Source organism: Vagococcus fluvialis, from assembly GCF_048815235.1.
In the GTDB taxonomy this organism is placed as follows: domain Bacteria; phylum Bacillota; class Bacilli; order Lactobacillales; family Vagococcaceae; genus Vagococcus.
In genome coordinates this window covers 69,281-85,961 of sequence record NZ_JBMEAO010000005.1, presented here as the reverse complement: position 1 = coordinate 85,961, position 16,681 = coordinate 69,281, and the positions used below count along the sequence as shown (strand labels likewise).

Annotated in this window: 14 protein-coding genes; all 14 read left to right on the top strand. The window is 32.7% G+C overall.

Annotated elements, in window-relative coordinates; genetic code table 11:
* The first annotated feature begins 231 nt into the window (after positions 1-231).
* The 14 genes from ACODH8_RS04635 to purS all read left to right on the top strand — a co-directional run bounded on the left by ACODH8_RS04635 (position 232) and on the right by purS (position 16,679).
* Complete coding sequence (locus tag ACODH8_RS04635) at positions 232-2,256, top strand: urocanate hydratase (RefSeq protein WP_332464619.1); 2,025 nt, start codon at positions 232-234, stop codon at positions 2,254-2,256.
* A gap of 197 nt (positions 2,257-2,453) precedes the next feature.
* Positions 2,454-5,486, top strand: a complete 3,033-nt coding sequence (locus ACODH8_RS04630) for an AAA family ATPase (protein ID WP_332464620.1) — start codon at positions 2,454-2,456, stop codon at positions 5,484-5,486.
* A 114-nt stretch (positions 5,487-5,600) separates the two neighbouring features.
* Positions 5,601-6,575 (top strand): alpha/beta hydrolase, encoded by a 975-nt coding sequence (locus ACODH8_RS04625; RefSeq protein WP_332464621.1) that lies wholly within the window; start codon positions 5,601-5,603, stop codon positions 6,573-6,575.
* Complete coding sequence (locus tag ACODH8_RS04620; RefSeq protein WP_332464622.1) at positions 6,575-6,937, top strand: EamA family transporter; 363 nt, start codon at positions 6,575-6,577, stop codon at positions 6,935-6,937. The genes ACODH8_RS04625 and ACODH8_RS04620 overlap by 1 nt, the downstream gene beginning before the upstream one ends.
* Positions 6,930-7,277, top strand: a complete 348-nt coding sequence (locus ACODH8_RS04615; protein WP_420517579.1) for an EamA family transporter — start codon at positions 6,930-6,932, stop codon at positions 7,275-7,277. The genes ACODH8_RS04620 and ACODH8_RS04615 overlap by 8 nt, the downstream gene beginning before the upstream one ends.
* Before the next feature lie 104 nt (positions 7,278-7,381).
* Positions 7,382-8,782 (top strand): gluconokinase, encoded by a 1,401-nt coding sequence (locus tag ACODH8_RS04610; protein WP_332464624.1) that lies wholly within the window; start codon positions 7,382-7,384, stop codon positions 8,780-8,782.
* An 84-nt stretch (positions 8,783-8,866) separates the two neighbouring features.
* Entirely contained in the window at positions 8,867-9,349 is a 483-nt protein-coding gene (gene purE, locus ACODH8_RS04605; protein ID WP_332464625.1) for a 5-(carboxyamino)imidazole ribonucleotide mutase, read from the top strand.
* Positions 9,342-10,463 (top strand): 5-(carboxyamino)imidazole ribonucleotide synthase, encoded by a 1,122-nt coding sequence (gene purK, locus ACODH8_RS04600; protein WP_332464626.1) that lies wholly within the window; start codon positions 9,342-9,344, stop codon positions 10,461-10,463. Before purE ends, purK begins: the two co-directional genes overlap by 8 nt.
* A gap of 13 nt (positions 10,464-10,476) precedes the next feature.
* Positions 10,477-11,769, top strand: coding sequence for an adenylosuccinate lyase (purB, locus tag ACODH8_RS04595; protein ID WP_332464627.1), 1,293 nt, complete (start codon positions 10,477-10,479; stop codon positions 11,767-11,769).
* A 35-nt stretch (positions 11,770-11,804) separates the two neighbouring features.
* On the top strand, positions 11,805-12,254 hold the full coding sequence (locus ACODH8_RS04590; RefSeq protein WP_332464628.1) for a YehR family protein: 450 nt from the start codon (positions 11,805-11,807) through the stop codon (positions 12,252-12,254).
* Positions 12,255-12,335: 81 nt separating this feature from the next.
* Complete coding sequence (locus tag ACODH8_RS04585; RefSeq protein WP_332464629.1) at positions 12,336-13,181, top strand: PhzF family phenazine biosynthesis protein; 846 nt, start codon at positions 12,336-12,338, stop codon at positions 13,179-13,181.
* Between the two features lie 154 nt (positions 13,182-13,335).
* Positions 13,336-15,495 carry an amidase family protein gene (locus ACODH8_RS04580; RefSeq protein WP_332464630.1) on the top strand — a complete coding sequence of 720 codons (2,160 nt, stop codon included), beginning with the start codon at positions 13,336-13,338 and terminating at the stop codon, positions 15,493-15,495.
* 216 nt (positions 15,496-15,711) lie between these two features.
* Positions 15,712-16,425 carry a phosphoribosylaminoimidazolesuccinocarboxamide synthase gene (gene purC, locus ACODH8_RS04575; protein ID WP_332464631.1) on the top strand — a complete coding sequence of 238 codons (714 nt, stop codon included), beginning with the start codon at positions 15,712-15,714 and terminating at the stop codon, positions 16,423-16,425.
* A 2-nt stretch (positions 16,426-16,427) separates the two neighbouring features.
* Entirely contained in the window at positions 16,428-16,679 is a 252-nt protein-coding gene (gene purS, locus ACODH8_RS04570) for a phosphoribosylformylglycinamidine synthase subunit PurS (RefSeq protein WP_332464632.1), read from the top strand.
* Positions 16,680-16,681 lie beyond the last annotated feature (2 nt).

Below are 16,681 nucleotides of genomic sequence, written 5' to 3'. Positions count from 1 at the left end.
TATTCGTAATTACTTTACTCTTTGCCCATCTAATTATAGTCAAATTTAAGAAAACGTTTTTTTGACGTTTTTATTTTAAAAAAAAATAACATTTAACTTGCAGATAGACTCTAAATTGACTAAAGTAATTTATAGTGAGTGCATAACCTAAAGGAACGATAACTTCTAAGGAAGAATCGTAATGTATCATATTTTGTTGACTTTTTTGAAAACTATTAAGGAGGAAGTAAAATGATCAGTAACCAAACTATTAGTGAGGCAATGACAATTAAACTACCAGAAGTCTTACCAGATATGCCTGTATTCCAAGAGGGAATTAGACGGGCTCCAGATAGAGGATTTAGACTATCAGAATCACAAACAAAATTGGCTTTAAAAAATGCTTTAAGATATGTACCAGAAAAATTCCATGACCAAGTTATTCCAGAATTTTTAGAAGAATTAAGAACTCGTGGACGTATTTACGGTTATCGTTGGTATCCAAAAACTCGTGTTTATGGAAAACCAATTGATGAGTATAAAGGTAAATGTGTTGCAGCTAAAGCAATGCAAGTAATGATTGATAATAACTTAGACTTTGATATTGCTTTATATCCATATGAATTAGTAACTTACGGAGAAACAGGTCAAGTTTGTTCTAACTGGATGCAATATCAATTAATTATGCGCTATTTAGAAGAGATGACTGATGAGCAAACATTAGTTGTTGAATCAGGACATCCATTAGGCTTATTTGCTTCTAAAAAAGATGCACCTCGCGTTATCATTACAAACGGTTTATTAATTGGTGAGTATGACAATATTCATGATTGGGAAATCGGAGAACAAATGGGTGTTACTAACTACGGTCAAATGACTGCTGGTGGTTGGATGTATATTGGACCTCAAGGGATTGTTCATGGAACATTTAATACATTATTAAATGCGGGACGTCTAAAATTAGGTATTGCAGATGATGGAGATTTAAGAGGTAAATTATTCATTACATCAGGACTTGGTGGAATGAGTGGTGCTCAAGGTAAAGCTGGTGAGATTGCAAAAGCTGTGGCAATTGTAGCTGAAGTGGACCGTTCTCGTATTGATACTCGTTTAGAACAAGGATGGATTTCTCACGTAACTGAAACACCAGAAGCAACAATGACATTGGCTAAAGAATATATGGACAAAGAAGAAACAACGTCTATTGCTTACCATGGTAATATTGTAGATTTACTTGAATACATTAATGAAAATGACATTCATGTCCATTTATTATCTGACCAAACATCTTGTCATAATGTCTACGAAGGTGGCTACTGTCCAGCAGGTATTTCATTTGAAGAGAGAACTCGTTTACTAGGTGAAGACCAAGAAACATTCCACAAGTTAATCGACGAAACTCTTAGACGCCACTTTGAAGTAATCAAAGCTTTAACAGCTAAAGGAACTTACTTCTTTGACTATGGTAACTCATTTATGAAAGCAATTTACGACACTGGTATTAAAGAGATTTCTAAAAACGGTGTAGATGATAAAGATGGATTTATTTGGCCATCATATGTAGAAGATATCATGGGACCTATGTTATTTGACTATGGTTATGGACCATTCCGTTGGGCATGTTTAAGTCGTAAACATGAAGATTTAATGGCAACTGACAAAGCGGCAATGGAAGTAATTGACCCAACACGTCGTTACCAAGACCGCGATAACTATAACTGGATTCGTGATGCAGAAGAAAACAAATTAGTTGTTGGTACTGAAGCACGTATTCTTTATCAAGATGCTATGGGTCGAGTGAACATTGCTCTTAAATTTAACGAAATGGTAAGAAACGGTGAAATTGGACCTGTTATGATTGGTCGTGACCATCATGACGTATCAGGAACTGACTCTCCATTCCGTGAAACTTCAAACATCAAAGATGGAAGTAATATTACTGCTGACATGGCTACACAATGTTATGCTGGTAACGCTGCTCGTGGTATGAGTTTAGTAGCTCTTCATAATGGTGGTGGTGTTGGTATTGGTAAATCTATCAATGGTGGATTTGGTTTAGTTCTTGATGGAAGTGAAATTACAGACGAAATCATTAAATCAGCTATCTCATGGGATACTATGGGTGGAGTTGCTCGTCGTAGTTGGGCTCGTAACGAGAACGCTATTACAACTTCAATTGAGTATAATGAAATGCGTAAAGGTAGTGACCATATCACAATTCCATACATCGCTGATGAAACCAAAGTTGATGAAGCAGTAAGTAGTTTGTTTAAATAAAAAATGATCTGAACTTCCTATCCAAATCATTTATATTTTTGTTAACTTAGGAGGTAAAGCAAAAGCTTTGCTTCCTAAGTTTTTATCTGTTTATCAAGGGTTATTAGAACGATTGTTTATTTTTACACAATTATTAGTTATAATTATGTAAAGGCTTTATTTTTTTAGATTTAAAGAGAAATAAGGAGGGATTATAGGTGTCTGATGTAATAGAATGTCGCTTGTTTGGAAATCCTGAGATTAGACTAAACGGTGAGTTAGTTTTGTTTTCATTCTCAAAAATTGACGCACTTATTTATTATTTACTAGTTACTAAATCTGCAAGTCGTGATGAGGCAGCAGGTTTATTTTGGCCAGATAAGAATGAGCAGAATGCGAAAAAAAATTTAAGAAATGCCATTTATCAATGTAATAAATTATTAGGTCTTGAATTAATTAAATCACCTAATAAAGCCTTACTTGTTTTAAATGATGAGATTAACATAACAGTAGATGTAGAACAATTTATGGGAAATCCGAAAGAGCACTTACCACTATATAAAGATTCTTTTTTAAAAGGCTTTTTTTTAAAAGACTGTGAGAGCTTTGAATTTTGGATTATTAAAATGCGGAGTTTTTACGAGAAGATTTTTTTACAAGAGTGTTTTAAGAAAATTGAATCTGATATCGAAGAAGGGCATTTTGATAATGTGGAAAAGAATATCCAACGACTGATTAATATTGATGAATTTGACGAGTCGAACTATCAACTATTAATGCGTTTTTATCAAATGAACCACCGAGATGAAAAAGTTGTTGAAACCTATTATGACCTATCTAATCTTTTAAAAATGGAGCTTGGAATAACGCCAAACAGACAAAGTAAAGATATTTATGAAGTTTCTTTAGAAAGATTAAATGAGGAACAGAATAAGGGGCGTCAACGATTCAATTCCTTTTATTTTGGTCGATATGAAGAGTTAAAACAAATTGAAAGTAGTATCAACAATTTCAAAAATAATTTAGAATTTCAATCTATATTAATAAGTGGTGAAGCTGGAATTGGGAAAAGTGCTTTAGCCAATGTTGTTCTAGATAATATATCGGATCAATTTACCTTAATTGAAACCCAGTGTTATCAGGTAGAAGAAAAGTATGATTTTAGACCATGGAAAAAAGTGATTTCAGATTTATCTTATCTGATTAAAAATGAAGAACTAATAGATATTTCTACTTGGAAAGAAGTAATGACCTTATTTTTCCCGAATCTAGAAGATCATTTACACAAAGGAAAAAGCTTTGATTTAGCAGAAAATATTCCTTTAAGCCGATTATCAGAAATTATTAGTGAATCATTAAACTTGTTAAGCAATTCTAAGAAATTAATTTTAGTTTTTGAGGATATTCAGTGGATGGATCAGCTAAGTTTAGATTTGTTGTCTAGTGTCATGTTAAATGTGACATCTAATTGCATGTTCTTATTAACAAGTAGAAATGAGAAGAAGCGTACTTTGGATCAATTTACAAATAGTTTAAACCAGTGTCAATTACTGACAAATATTCATTTAAAGCCATTTACATTAAATGAAACACAAGGGTTTATTGATAAAAAAATGCCAAATCATTCTATTACAAATCAAGGAATAAACAATGTTTTCCAACATACAGAAGGTAATTTATTTTTCTTACAAGAATACATATCTCTCTTACAAAGTAATGCTAATTTAAATACCATGACAGTCAAAATGAAAGACGCTCTAAAGAATCGTTTTTTATATTTAACAGAAGCAGAGCAAGATGTGGTTAATCTGGTTTCTTATTTTTATGATTATGCCCTAAATAATGATTTAGTAGCTATCTTAAACATAGATGAAATAGAGTTAGTTGATATCTTAGAGTCTTTAGTAGGAAAAAATATTCTTAAAGAAATCACTATTGAAGGGGAACTTGGATCGACGTTTACTCATGTTAAGTTAAGAGAATTCATTTACATGAATCAATCAACTGGAAAAAAACGATTAAATCATAATCGTATTGCTGATTATTTAGAAGAAAATATTGATAGTTATCCACTTGATTATTTATTGTATGATAATATTTCATATCATTATAAAAAAGGACGTCAGGAATTAAAATCTTTAACGTATAAGTTACTCTACTTAGAAAAACATCTCGGGTTTTACCATGAGCTTTATCCTGTAGAAGTAAGAAGAGAAGTACCAAGGGAAGAAAGTTTAGCTTTTAATCAGGAAAATGTTTTAAGAGATTTTCAAGTGATTGGTGAAGATTTTAATCAACTAGAAGATAAATATCAGGGAGATGAATCTTATCAAGATTTGTATTGTCAGTATTTGTATCTTGAGGGTCGTTTCTTGATAAAATATGGAAACTACGAAAAAGGCGTACGTAATATTGAAAAAGTGATTAGCTTAGCAAAAGAGAATGAGCAAAGCCTTTATTTGTTATCAGGCTATAAACAAATGATTTATTACTACATTCAAATTGATGAGCCTAAGAAAATGAGTGAATACATTGAATTAGCCTTAGACTTATCTATTAAAGAGAATAATCATCAATCAATAGGAATTCTTTTAAGGTTAAAAGGCCTTTATGCAATGATGAGTGGTGATAACGTGTTAGCTGAAAAATTACTAAAAGAGTCAATTAATACCTTTATGCTAACAGATGCAATAGCTAAAAAATACGCCATTAATATTGCAGCGGCTAATAATTATTTAGGGGAAATTAAATTTAACGACTCGCATTTCGAAGAAGCTTTTTTATATTTTAAAGAAGCAGTTGATTTATGTTCTCATAAAAAATCACTTTCTAGTTTATCAGTTTTCTATACGAATGCAGGAGCGGCCCTTTATGCTCAAGGAGAATTTGACTTAGCAGAGGAATACTTATTGAATTCTTTAGCTATCTACAAAGAATTAAATACTTACTGGAAACGCCCTCGTTTAGATGCTTATTTAGCTTTAGTTTATATTGAAAAAAATGATATTAATAAAGTAAAACATTTCTTAGATAAGGGACAAGAGTTTACCGAAAGTATGAAAAATGAAAGAGATATCGGGATTGTTGCTTTCTCTAAAGCATTAACAATGGAAAAAATGGGGGAGAATATCAAAGGAACCGAATTCTGGAAAGGGACAATTGACTTGTCTTTAAACGAATACAAGAATATAGCCAAAGGTCATTTGAACCAGTATCAAGATGCTTATGAGCTACAATTATTAGAAAAATAAAGTTGAAAAAGAGATTACTTAATTAGAAAGTAATCTCTTTTTTTAATATAATTCAGCTAACTTTTAAGAATAATGGTACACTTTAACTATAAAATAAATGAAAGGATTGATTATGTGTTATATATTATTTTAGCCATTATTTTAGTTATTCTAATCGCTCTATGTGCTTATGCAGGTAGCTTCTTTATTAATGCTGCCTTGTTTAAAAATTCAACGTGGTATGTCAATAAAGGACATAAAATGTTAAATCCTGATAATTTCAATAAAGAGCGCACTATTTATACTGATATTGAGGACAAACAAAATGAAGTAGGACATCAGTTTTGGGATAATGAACTGACTTCAGAAATCACAGCGGAGTTTAAAAATGAAACTGTGATTGCTAGAGAGTTCATGAAACATCCAGAGTCTAATAAATGGATTTTAGCTGTTCATGGCTATCGCTCTTCAGGCAAGCGTGATATGAATTTTCCAACCTTGAAATTTTCAGAAGCTGGTTTTAATGTGCTAGTTCCTGATTTAAGAGCTCACGGTAAAAGTACTGGGGAAGAAATTGGCATGGGATGGTTGGAAAAAGAGGATGTAAAATTCTGGATTGACCAACTACTGTCTAAACATCCAAATGCTGAAATTATTCTGTTTGGTGGTTCTATGGGAGCGGCAACTATTATGATGGCTAGTGGAGATAAATTACCTTCACAAGTGAAGTTATTGATAGCAGATTGTGGGTATTCATCAGTCTATGGAGAATTTTCAGATATGCTGAAATCAGCCCTAAAATTACCACCAACGCCAATTTTATTTTTTGCTGATTTATTCTGTAAAAAAAGAATGGGATTTTCGTTAAAGGACGCATCATGTGTGAATCAGTTAGCTAAAAATGAACGACCTATATTATTTATTCATGGAACAAAAGATAAGTTTGTTCCCTATGAAGCTATGGCGGTGAATCTTGCAGCAACTAAAGGTGTTTCTGATAGTTTATTAATCGAAAATGCGCCCCATCTATCTTCTTGGATTTATGAGGAAGATAATTATTTTAATAAAGTCTTCGATTTTATTGATACTCATTTAGAGGAGGGAAATTAATGGAAACGAAAAAAAATATGAAGCTTGCTATGACACTTATTATAGCAGCTGCAACAATGAGTAGTTTAGGCCAGCTAGCTTGGAAAATTGGAGCAGATGCTACAAGTAATAGTATGGCTTATTTCCTTTATTTCTTAGGATTTATTGGAGCAGGTCTAGGGATGGTTATTTTAATGATTGCTTTTAGATACGGTGAAGTATCTATTTTACAACCAATGATGAGTATTGGCTTTGCTTTATCCATATTCTTTGGAGCTATCTTCTTAAATGAACCTATTACAGTAACAAAAGTTTTAGGAACCTTATTTATTATTGCTGGTTCTGCTTTATTAGGTTATGAAGGAGGTAAAGATAATGTCTGATTTAGTGATTATTGTTATTACCTTACTTGTAACTACACTATCTGGTAGTTTTGGTGCCTTAGGTTTAAAACAAGGGATGAACGAGTTAACAGAGTTGACGGTCGTTAAAGCGATAACTAATAAATGGCTTTTATTAGGAAGTTTTTTATATATTGTTAGTGCTGTTACTAATATTGTTTTATTTAAATATCTAGATTATTCAATTGCCTTTCCAATGACGTCCTTAACTTATGTTTGGACAGTATTTATTTCATATTTTACATTCAAAGAAAAAATTACACCGTTAAAAATTGTATCAATTGTTTTAATCATGATAGGTGTTGTTATTATTAGTCGATAGTTATTCTATAAAGAGTTTGCTAAATTTTCAGCAAACTCTTTTTTGTATGCTCAGGGGTTAGAGAAATGCTAAAATAAGGTACTAACTTAAAAAGGATGAAATGTATGTATCAATTAGCAATTGATGTTGGAACAACACAAATCAAGTTTGATTTGTTTTATCATAGTGATTTAATTAAAAGTAAAAAAATACCGGTGATAACTTATTACGAGAACGATGGGAAAGTTTATCAACATCCAAATGAGATTATTGAAAAGGTACAAGAAGGGATTCTCTTTTTTACAAGTTCACAAGAAAAGATAGAAAGTATTTTACTAAGTACTGCTATGCACAGTGTGATGCCAGTCTTTGACAATCAAGACTCTGAAGAGATGTATATTTGGTTAGATCAAAGAGCTAGTAAATGGGTGAAAAAATTTAAAAAAGACACAGAAAAAGCACGTGAATTTTATTTGAAAACAGGCACACCAATTCATGAAATGTCTCCTTTTGCTAAAATTGCTTCTTTTAAAAAAGAAGTTTGGTTTTCAAGTGTTTCTAAATGGTTTGGTATTAAAGAGTGGTTAATGATGTACCTAACGAAAAAAGAAGTTGTTGACTATTCTGTGGCTTCAGCAACCGGTCTGTTTAATAGTGAATCTAAGTCATGGGATGAGGAGATCCTTTCTTATTTATCGTTATCAACCAATCAATTAGCTAAATTAGTCGATACGGATTGGAGTACACCGATTGATAATAAAGTAGCTGAAAAGTTAGGGTTATCAACAAATACTCAAGTGTTCATTGGAGCAAGTGATGGATGTTTAGCTAGTTTAGCTAGTTATGTGGCAAATGGAACGACAAATAGTTTGACCATTGGAACGAGTGGTGCTGTTCGAAAATTATCGAAAAATCGTCAACTTGATGATAAGGGACAAAGTTTTTGTTATTACGTTAACAAAGAATATTGGGTAATTGGTGGTGCAACTAATAATGGTGGCAAGGTATTAGAATGGGCAAGTGAGATGTTTTATGAAAAGAGTTCAATTTATGACCAACTAGACCACATTTTAGAAAAATCTCCAATTGGAAGTCGTGGCGTACTTTTTTTACCTTATATTTCAGGAGAAAGAGCTCCTTTATGGACAAGTGAAGTGACTGGTGAATTTTTAGGTTTAAGGCTTGGTCATACAAAAGAAGATATGTTAAGAAGTGTGATAGAAGGTATCCTGTTAAATGCAAAATGGATTTCTAACATTATTGAGTTAGACGACAGAAGTGTTTCATTAAGTGGTGGCTTTTTTAGTAATCAGTCTTTAGTAGAGTTAACAGCAGATGTTATTGGCAGAAAATGTTTTATCTCACCTTACGCAGAACCTTCATTTGGATTGATTGCTTTAATAAGCAAAGGTACCACACTACGAAATACAGAAATTCAACCAGTTTTCTATAATCAAGAAAATAAAGAAAGATATGAATCTTATTATCAAAAGTTCATTTCTGAAGTTAAAAACGAACGTTTATAATTATTAAGAGTTTAAAATTCGTTTTATTGTTGACCCCATATTTTTTACTTGTTAGAATAAAGAAAAAGAGAGGGGCTTAATGTAATGGACGTGTCTGTAATTATGGGAAGTATTTCTGATTGGAAAACAATGAAAGAAGCATGTATTATTTTAGATGAATTTAATATTTCATATGAAAAAAAAATAGTATCGGCACATCGAACACCTGAGTTAATGTTCGCTTTTTCTGAAGAAGCAAGAGAAAGAGGCATTAAAGTTATTATTGCAGGAGCAGGTGGGGCTGCTCACTTACCAGGTATGGTTGCTTCAAAGACGACTTTACCAGTGATAGGTGTTCCAGTACAATCAAAAGCTTTAAATGGGATGGATTCATTATTATCGATTGTTCAAATGCCAGGTGGCATTCCAGTCGCAACAACAGCGATTGGAACAGCAGGCGCTAAAAATGCAGGATTGTTAGCAGCCCAAATTTTATCAATTGCTGATAAAAGGCTTGAAAGCGAGCTAATGGACTACCGTGAAAAAATGAAACAAAGCGTGTTAGAAAGTGAGGCCAACTTTGATTAATCTAATTAAACCAGGAGAAACTATTGGCATTGTTGGTGGTGGACAGCTTGGTCAAATGATGGCTTTAAGTGCAAAAGAAATGGGCTTCAAAGTTGGCGTTTTGGATCCTGTTAGTGATTGTCCAGCAGCTCAAGTAGCTGATTGGTCGATAGTAGCTGATTACGAAGATACATCAGCTTTAAAAGAACTAAATAAATGTGTGTCCGTTGTGACATACGAATTTGAAAATATTAATGCTGAAGCTTTGAAAAATAGTGTCCCATTACATAAGCTACCACAAGGAATCAAGTTATTAGAAATTAGTCAGCACCGAAAACATGAAAAAGAATTTCTAAGTGAAATAGGAGTTCCTATAGCTCCCTTTTTTATCGTTACTAATACAGATGAGTTGTTAGAAGGATTAAATCAATTATCTTATCCGGCTGTGTTAAAAACGTGTCAAGGTGGCTACGACGGAAAAGGCCAAATTGTATTAAAATCTGAAGAAGATGTCACAGAAGCCATATCCTTATTGACGAACCAAGTTTGCGTGTTAGAGTCATGGATATCTTTTGATATGGAGATTTCTGTGATTGTCTCAGGTAATGCACAAGGTGATTATCAAGTTTTTCCAATTCCTGAAAATATCCACAAAAATAATGTTTTATTTCAATCTATTGCTCCAAGTCGGAAAAATAAAGAAATAAATGGAGAAGCAGAAAAATTAGCTTTAAAAATTGCCAAAGAATTGAGTATTCAAGGTGTTGTGACAATTGAGATGTTTGTGACTAAAGAAGGTGAGATATTAGTCAATGAAATCGCTCCAAGACCTCATAACTCTGGTCACTTTTCTATTGAAGCATGTAATATAAGCCAATTTGATGCCCATATAAGAGGAATTTGTAACTGGGGATTACCAAAAATCTATCTACAACAGCCCGTAATTATGTTAAATTTATTAGGTGAAGAAATGCTGAGGTCCCAAGATTATCTACAAGAAAAATCTGATTGGGCATTTCATTATTATGGTAAGAGTGAAGTTAAAGAGGGACGTAAAATGGGTCACATTACGATATTAACAAGTGATATTGATAAAACTTTACAAGAAGTAGAAGCAACTAAAATTTGGGAATAGAGAGGGATTTACAATGTTAGAACGTTATACACGAGAAGAAATGGGCAGTATTTGGACGGATCAAAATCGTTATCAAGCATGGTTGGAAGTTGAAATTTTAGCTGACGAGGCTTGGGCTGAGTTAGGTGAAATTCCTAAAGAAGATGCGGCTAAAATTCGCGCTAATGCTAGTTTTGATATTGAAAGAATCTTAGAAATTGAAGCAGAAACAAGACATGATGTAGTAGCTTTTACAAGAGCCGTTTCAGAAAGTTTAGGAGACGAACGTAAATGGGTTCATTATGGCTTAACAAGTACTGATGTTGTTGATACAGCTTATGGTTATTTATTAAAACAAGCCAATGATATTTTAAGAAAAGACTTGAACAACTTTAAAGATATTTTAGCTGAAAAAGCCAAAGAACATAAAAATACAGTAATGATGGGAAGAACACACGGAGTACACGCAGAACCTACAACATTTGGTTTAAAATTAGCATTATGGTACTCAGAGATGTTAAGAAATATTGAGCGTTTTGAACACGCAGCTCGCGGTGTTGAAGCTGGTAAAGTTAGTGGAGCAGTTGGTACTTTTGCTAACACACCACCATTTGTTGAAGCTTTTGTTTGTGAAAAATTAGGGATTCGTGCCCAAGATATATCAACACAAGTTTTACCTCGTGATTTACATGCTGAATACTTATCTTCTATTGCTTTAATTGCAACAAGTATTGAAAAATTTGCAACAGAAATTAGAGGTTTACAGAAGTCTGAAACACGTGAAGTAGAAGAATTTTTTGCAAAAGGTCAAAAAGGTTCATCAGCAATGCCACATAAGCGAAATCCAATAGGTTCAGAAAATATGGCAGGATTAGCTCGTGTGATTCGTGGACATATGTTAACAGCATACGAAAATGTTCCTTTATGGCATGAACGTGATATCTCACATTCATCAGCTGAAAGAATTATTATTCCAGATGCAACGATTCTTTTAAACTATATGTTAAATCGTTTTGGAAATATTGTTAAAAATCTAACAGTTTTTCCTGAAAACATGAAACGTAATATGGATGCGACATTTGGTTTAATCTATAGTCAACGCGTTTTATTAAAACTAATTGATAAAGGGATGTCTCGTGAGGAAGCTTATGATTTGGTTCAACCTAAAACAGCTTATTCATGGGATAATCAAGTACAATTTAGACCACTTCTTGAAGAAGATGAAAAAATTACATCAGTATTAACACCAGAAGATATTGCTGATGCATTTGATTACAACTACCATATTAAGCAAGTTGATACAATTTTTGAGCGAGTTGGGTTATAATCAACTTTGTGAAAAAAGATATGGGGAGATTTGACATGAAAAAGTTATGGAAATTAATGTTATTAGTTGGTTTTATCGTTACATTAGGAGCTTGTAGTAAGGAAGAAACAACGACTTTTGAATTGGAGATTCAAAAGGGGATTACTGCAGAGTTAACTTATTATCATAAAGGTGATAAAGTATTTAAACAAACGGCTCATAATGAAGTTGATTTTAAAACAGTCGGTATTGAAGACAAGAAGATGGCTGAAGAAATGTATAGTCCTATTGCAAAAGAATATGAGGGTATTAAAGGGATTGAACATAGTCTTAAATTTACTGACAAAAATATGACTGAAATATTAACGATTGATTACGAAAAACTAGATTTTGATGCTGCTAAAAATGTTCCAGGTATTATGCTTGAAGGCAACGGAAAAAATGGAGTTAGTCTGAAAGCTAGTAAAGAATTATTAGAGTCTCAAGGTTTTAAAGAGAAAAAATAAAAGAATAAAGAAAGCAATCATTTTTTGACTGATTAGAGTTAGAAATTAGTTGCTTTCTTTTTTTATAAAGGAAGTGTCTTAATGATAGTGAAAGTTCATGTAGCAAGTGCTTTTAGTAAAAATAATGCAGGTGGTAATAAGGCAGGAGTTGTTTTTATGACAGAGCCTTTAACAAATAAAAATAAAAAAGAAATTGCTAAAGAGTTGGGTTACGCTGAGACTGCTTTTGTTACGTCTTCAGAAATAGCTGATTATAAAATTGAATACTTTACACCGAAAGAAGAAGTTGATTTGTGTGGACATGCCACAATTGCCACTTTTTCAGTCCTTATGCATTTAGGGCAATTAGCAAAAGAAGAGTATACGATTGAAACTAAAAGTGGTGTGTTAAATATTGAGATTAACGATGAGATGATTTTTATGGAGCAAACAGCACCGACTTTTTATGAGGTGTTATCTAAGGAAGAGTTAACGGAATGTTTTGAGATAGACACTATTAAAGATGACTATCCAATTCAAATTGTTTCAACAGGATTAAAAGACATTTTGATTCCTATTAAATCAGAACAACGCCTAAATGAATTAGAACCTGATTTTGATAAGATTAAAGAATTAAGTGCTGAGTATCAAGTTATAGGAACTCATTTATATGCAATTGAAGATGAACGTATCATTTGTCGTAATTTTGCTCCCCTTTATGATATTAACGAAGAAGCAGCAACAGGGACTTCAAATGGAGCGTTAGCTTGTTACTTATTTGAAAAGCATTCGATTCATAAAGAATTGTATGTTTTTGAGCAAGGAGCATCTTTAAATTCTCTTTCTGAAATACTCGTTAAGTTAAAACAGAATGAGCAACAAAAAATATCTCATGTTTATGTAGGTGGTAAAGGGTATTACTGTGAGGAAAAAAACTTAGATTTGTAAAAAATCAGAATTAGAAAACAATATTGTATTCAAAGGATGCTGCTATATCAATATTTTTAAATAAATTACTAAATTCTATAAGCTCATAAATTCAGTAAAATAACACTTTTTATTCTTTTTCGTTACACTATAAAAGATTGAAAGGAGTAGTGTCATGAAAAAGTTTAGAATGAAAAAAATTGTGTTATCTGTGGCTTTATTTGGTTTATTCTTAGTACCAGGAATCAGCTTTGGAGAAGAGTTATCCTTTAATTATTCAGAATTATCAGCTAAAGAATTAGCAGATAAAGTCAGAAATAAAGAGGTTACTAGTGAAGAACTTGTTAAAGAAGCTTTAAAAGAAGTGAAAACAAAAAATGGGCCATTAAACGCTGTGATTGGTTTAAGAGAAGAAGAGGCTTTGTTAGAAGCGTCTCAAATAGAAGATACCGGACAACCATTTTTAGGAGTACCAATTTTAGTAAAAGGTCTTGGTCATACAGTGAAGGGCATGCCCAATTCAAATGGGTTTCCTTTTGCTAAAGACCAATTAGCAGGGTCTAATGGTAGTTTTGTTAAAGCTCTTCAATCAGCAGGTTTTATTGTTATTGGTCAAACTAATTTTCCTGAAATGGGTTGGCGTAATATTACAGATTCTGCTCTTTACGGACCCACAGGAAGTCCGTGGAATCCAGGGTATCAAGCAGGTGGTTCATCTGGTGGAGCAGGAGCAAGTGTGGCTTCAGGAATGAATCCGATTGCTTCTGGAAGTGATGCGGGAGGCTCTATTAGAATACCGGCTTCATGGAATGGTGTTGTGGGATTAAAGCCATCTAGAGGAGTGTTAAAAGCCAACAGTACCTCAGCAAAAGGACAAGTTGTTCATTTTGCTAATACTAAAACAATTGAAGATACGTCTCTTTTATTTGAGGCTTTAAGAAATGAGAAAGTTGGGATGGGAAATAAGTCTCTATCAAAGAATATGAAAATAGCTTATTCTACGAAATCTCCAGTTGGAACACCAGTAACAGCAGATGCTGAAGCTGCTGTACAAGAAGCAGTAACTTTTTTAAAGGAACAAGGATTTCAAGTAGAAGAAGCAGAACCTGAAATCGATGGTATTAAGTTAATGGAAAATTATTACACCATTGCTGCAGGTTCAGCTGGAGTAGCTGAATACTTAGGTAATCAAATCTTAAAAAGACCAATTACCATTGATGATGTAGATATTCTGACTTGGGCGCTGTATCAAACAGGAAAAGTAACTTCTAAAGATGAAGTAGATGAAGCTTGGGCGTTTAGTCAAAAAGCAGCAGAACAAATGGCTGCTTTCCATGAGACGTATCCCATTTATTTAACACCAACAACAGCTTCAACTGCTCCTAAAGTAGGAGACCCGTTAATTACACCAGAGAATTTAGAAAAAATGAAAAAAATCGATACATTTGAAGCACTAGATAGAAAAAAATTAATTTATGATCAGTGGTTAGACGCGTTGACATATACCCCTTACACTCAATTAGCCAATCTAACAGGAGAACCGGCTTTAAGTTTACCTACGTATACGTCACAACAAGGATTACCATTAGGGATTCAATTAAATGCTTCATTTGGTGAGGATCGCTTATTATTACAAATGGGAGTACTGTTTGAAGAAAATAATCAATTTGAATTATTAAAAGGCATCTCCAAAGGCGATTCAGAGAAACCAACTGAAAGTAGTGAACCAGAAGAATCAAGCGAATCAACAAGCAGCAGTGACTCAGAAATATCAAGTGAATCATCAAGTAGTAGTGACTCAGAAACATCAAGTGAATCATCAAGTAGTAGTGAACCAGAAGAATCAAGCGAATCGACAAGTAGTAGTGACTCAGAAACATCAAGTGAGTCAACAAGCAGTAGTGACACAGAAGTATCAAGTGAATCAACAAGTAGTAGTGAACCAGAATCATCAAGTGAGTCAACAAGCAGTAGTGATTCAGAAACATCAAGTGAGTCAACAAGTAATAGTGATTCGGAAACATCAAGTGAATCAACAAGCAGTAGTGAACCAGCAGCATCAAGTGACTCAACAAGTAATAGTGACTCAGAAACATTAAAAGATTCATCAAGCTCAAGTGATAAGGCAACGACTATGAATTCAGAGGATAAAAATAAAGGGTCAAAAAATAACGGAAATACCTCTAATTCAAGCAATAGTCCTAAAAAATATGAACCAGTTACTAACTACTTACCTAAAACGGGAGAAAGTTATTCTGTCAAAATTGTTTTATTAGGTGCAGGTATTCTTATTATATGGATTTTTATCATAAAAGTTAGAAAAAGAACTTCGTAAGAAGTTCTTTTTTTGTTCGTATTATTATGGCATTTACATGTCACTTTATGTGTAGTATGTAATTTAAAAGTTAAACACGAACTATAAATGATAAAGTTGTTATAAAAGTTAATAAAAAATTGACTATCAACATTATCGTTGTTAAACTGAAAATGAACTAACGAACATATTTTTGTTTTTAACTAAAAAAGATCACTAATAGGAGATGAAAAAAGAATGAGTTCAACTGTTTTATATCAAGGTAAAGCTAAAAACGTACATTCTACAGAAAAAGTTAATGAACTAAGATTAGAATACCTAGATCAAGCAACAGCTTTAAATGGCAAGAAAAAAGATGAGGTAATAGGAAAAGGTTGTTTAAACAACCAGATTACATCTTATATTTTTTCTTATTTATCAAAAAGAGGTGTAGCTCATCACTGGCTAAAACAATTGTCTAAAAATGAGCAACTAGTTAAAAAAGTAGAGATAATTCCATTAGAAGTCGTTCTTAGAAATATAGCAACAGGTAGTTTTGTTAAACGTTTAGGTGTAGAAGAAGGAAAGATTCTTCCTTTTCCTATTATTGAATTTTATTACAAAGACGATGCTTTAGATGATCCTTTTATCAATGAAGCCCATATCAAATTTTTAAAGATAGCTTCTGAAGAAGAAGTTGCTTTTTTGAAAGAAGAAGCCTTAAAAATCAACACTTTATTACAAGAATTATTTACCGAGATAGGCATTACATTAGTTGATTTCAAATTAGAGTTCGGAAAAGATGAAACAGGTCATATTATTTTATCAGATGAGATTACACCAGACACATGTCGTTTATGGGACAAAGAAACAGGTGAGTCATTGGATAAAGATATTTACCGTAAAGATTTAGGTGAAATTGTTCCTGTTTATGAAGAAATATTAAAAAGATTACAAGAAAGAGGAGAGTAAAAATGTTTAAAGTCAGAGTATATGTTGGTTATAAGGAATCAGTATTAGATCCACAGGCAGAAGTGATTCAAGGTGCTATCAATCGTTTAGGTCATGGTATTGTGTCAGATGTTAAAATCGGCAAGTTCTTTGATTTTAATGTAGAAGCGACTCAAGAAGAAGAAGCGATTAAAATAGCTGAAAAAATAGCAGACCAATTATTAGCTAATGTGAACATGGAAAGTTTTCAGGTTGAAGTAATGGAGGCTAACTAAAA

Coding starts and splice junctions, on each gene's coding strand:
- ACODH8_RS04620 (WP_332464622.1), top strand. CDS start 6,575: ATGGAAACGAAAAAAAATATGAAGCTTGCTATGACACTTATTATAGCA.
- ACODH8_RS04585 (WP_332464629.1), top strand. CDS start 12,336: ATGATAGTGAAAGTTCATGTAGCAAGTGCTTTTAGTAAAAATAATGCA.
- purE (WP_332464625.1), top strand. CDS start 8,867: ATGGACGTGTCTGTAATTATGGGAAGTATTTCTGATTGGAAAACAATG.
- purS (WP_332464632.1), top strand. CDS start 16,428: ATGTTTAAAGTCAGAGTATATGTTGGTTATAAGGAATCAGTATTAGAT.
- ACODH8_RS04635 (WP_332464619.1), top strand. CDS start 232: ATGATCAGTAACCAAACTATTAGTGAGGCAATGACAATTAAACTACCA.
- purC (WP_332464631.1), top strand. CDS start 15,712: ATGAGTTCAACTGTTTTATATCAAGGTAAAGCTAAAAACGTACATTCT.
- ACODH8_RS04610 (WP_332464624.1), top strand. CDS start 7,382: ATGTATCAATTAGCAATTGATGTTGGAACAACACAAATCAAGTTTGAT.
- ACODH8_RS04580 (WP_332464630.1), top strand. CDS start 13,336: ATGAAAAAGTTTAGAATGAAAAAAATTGTGTTATCTGTGGCTTTATTT.
- ACODH8_RS04590 (WP_332464628.1), top strand. CDS start 11,805: ATGAAAAAGTTATGGAAATTAATGTTATTAGTTGGTTTTATCGTTACA.
- ACODH8_RS04615 (WP_420517579.1), top strand. CDS start 6,930: ATGTCTGATTTAGTGATTATTGTTATTACCTTACTTGTAACTACACTA.
- purB (WP_332464627.1), top strand. CDS start 10,477: ATGTTAGAACGTTATACACGAGAAGAAATGGGCAGTATTTGGACGGAT.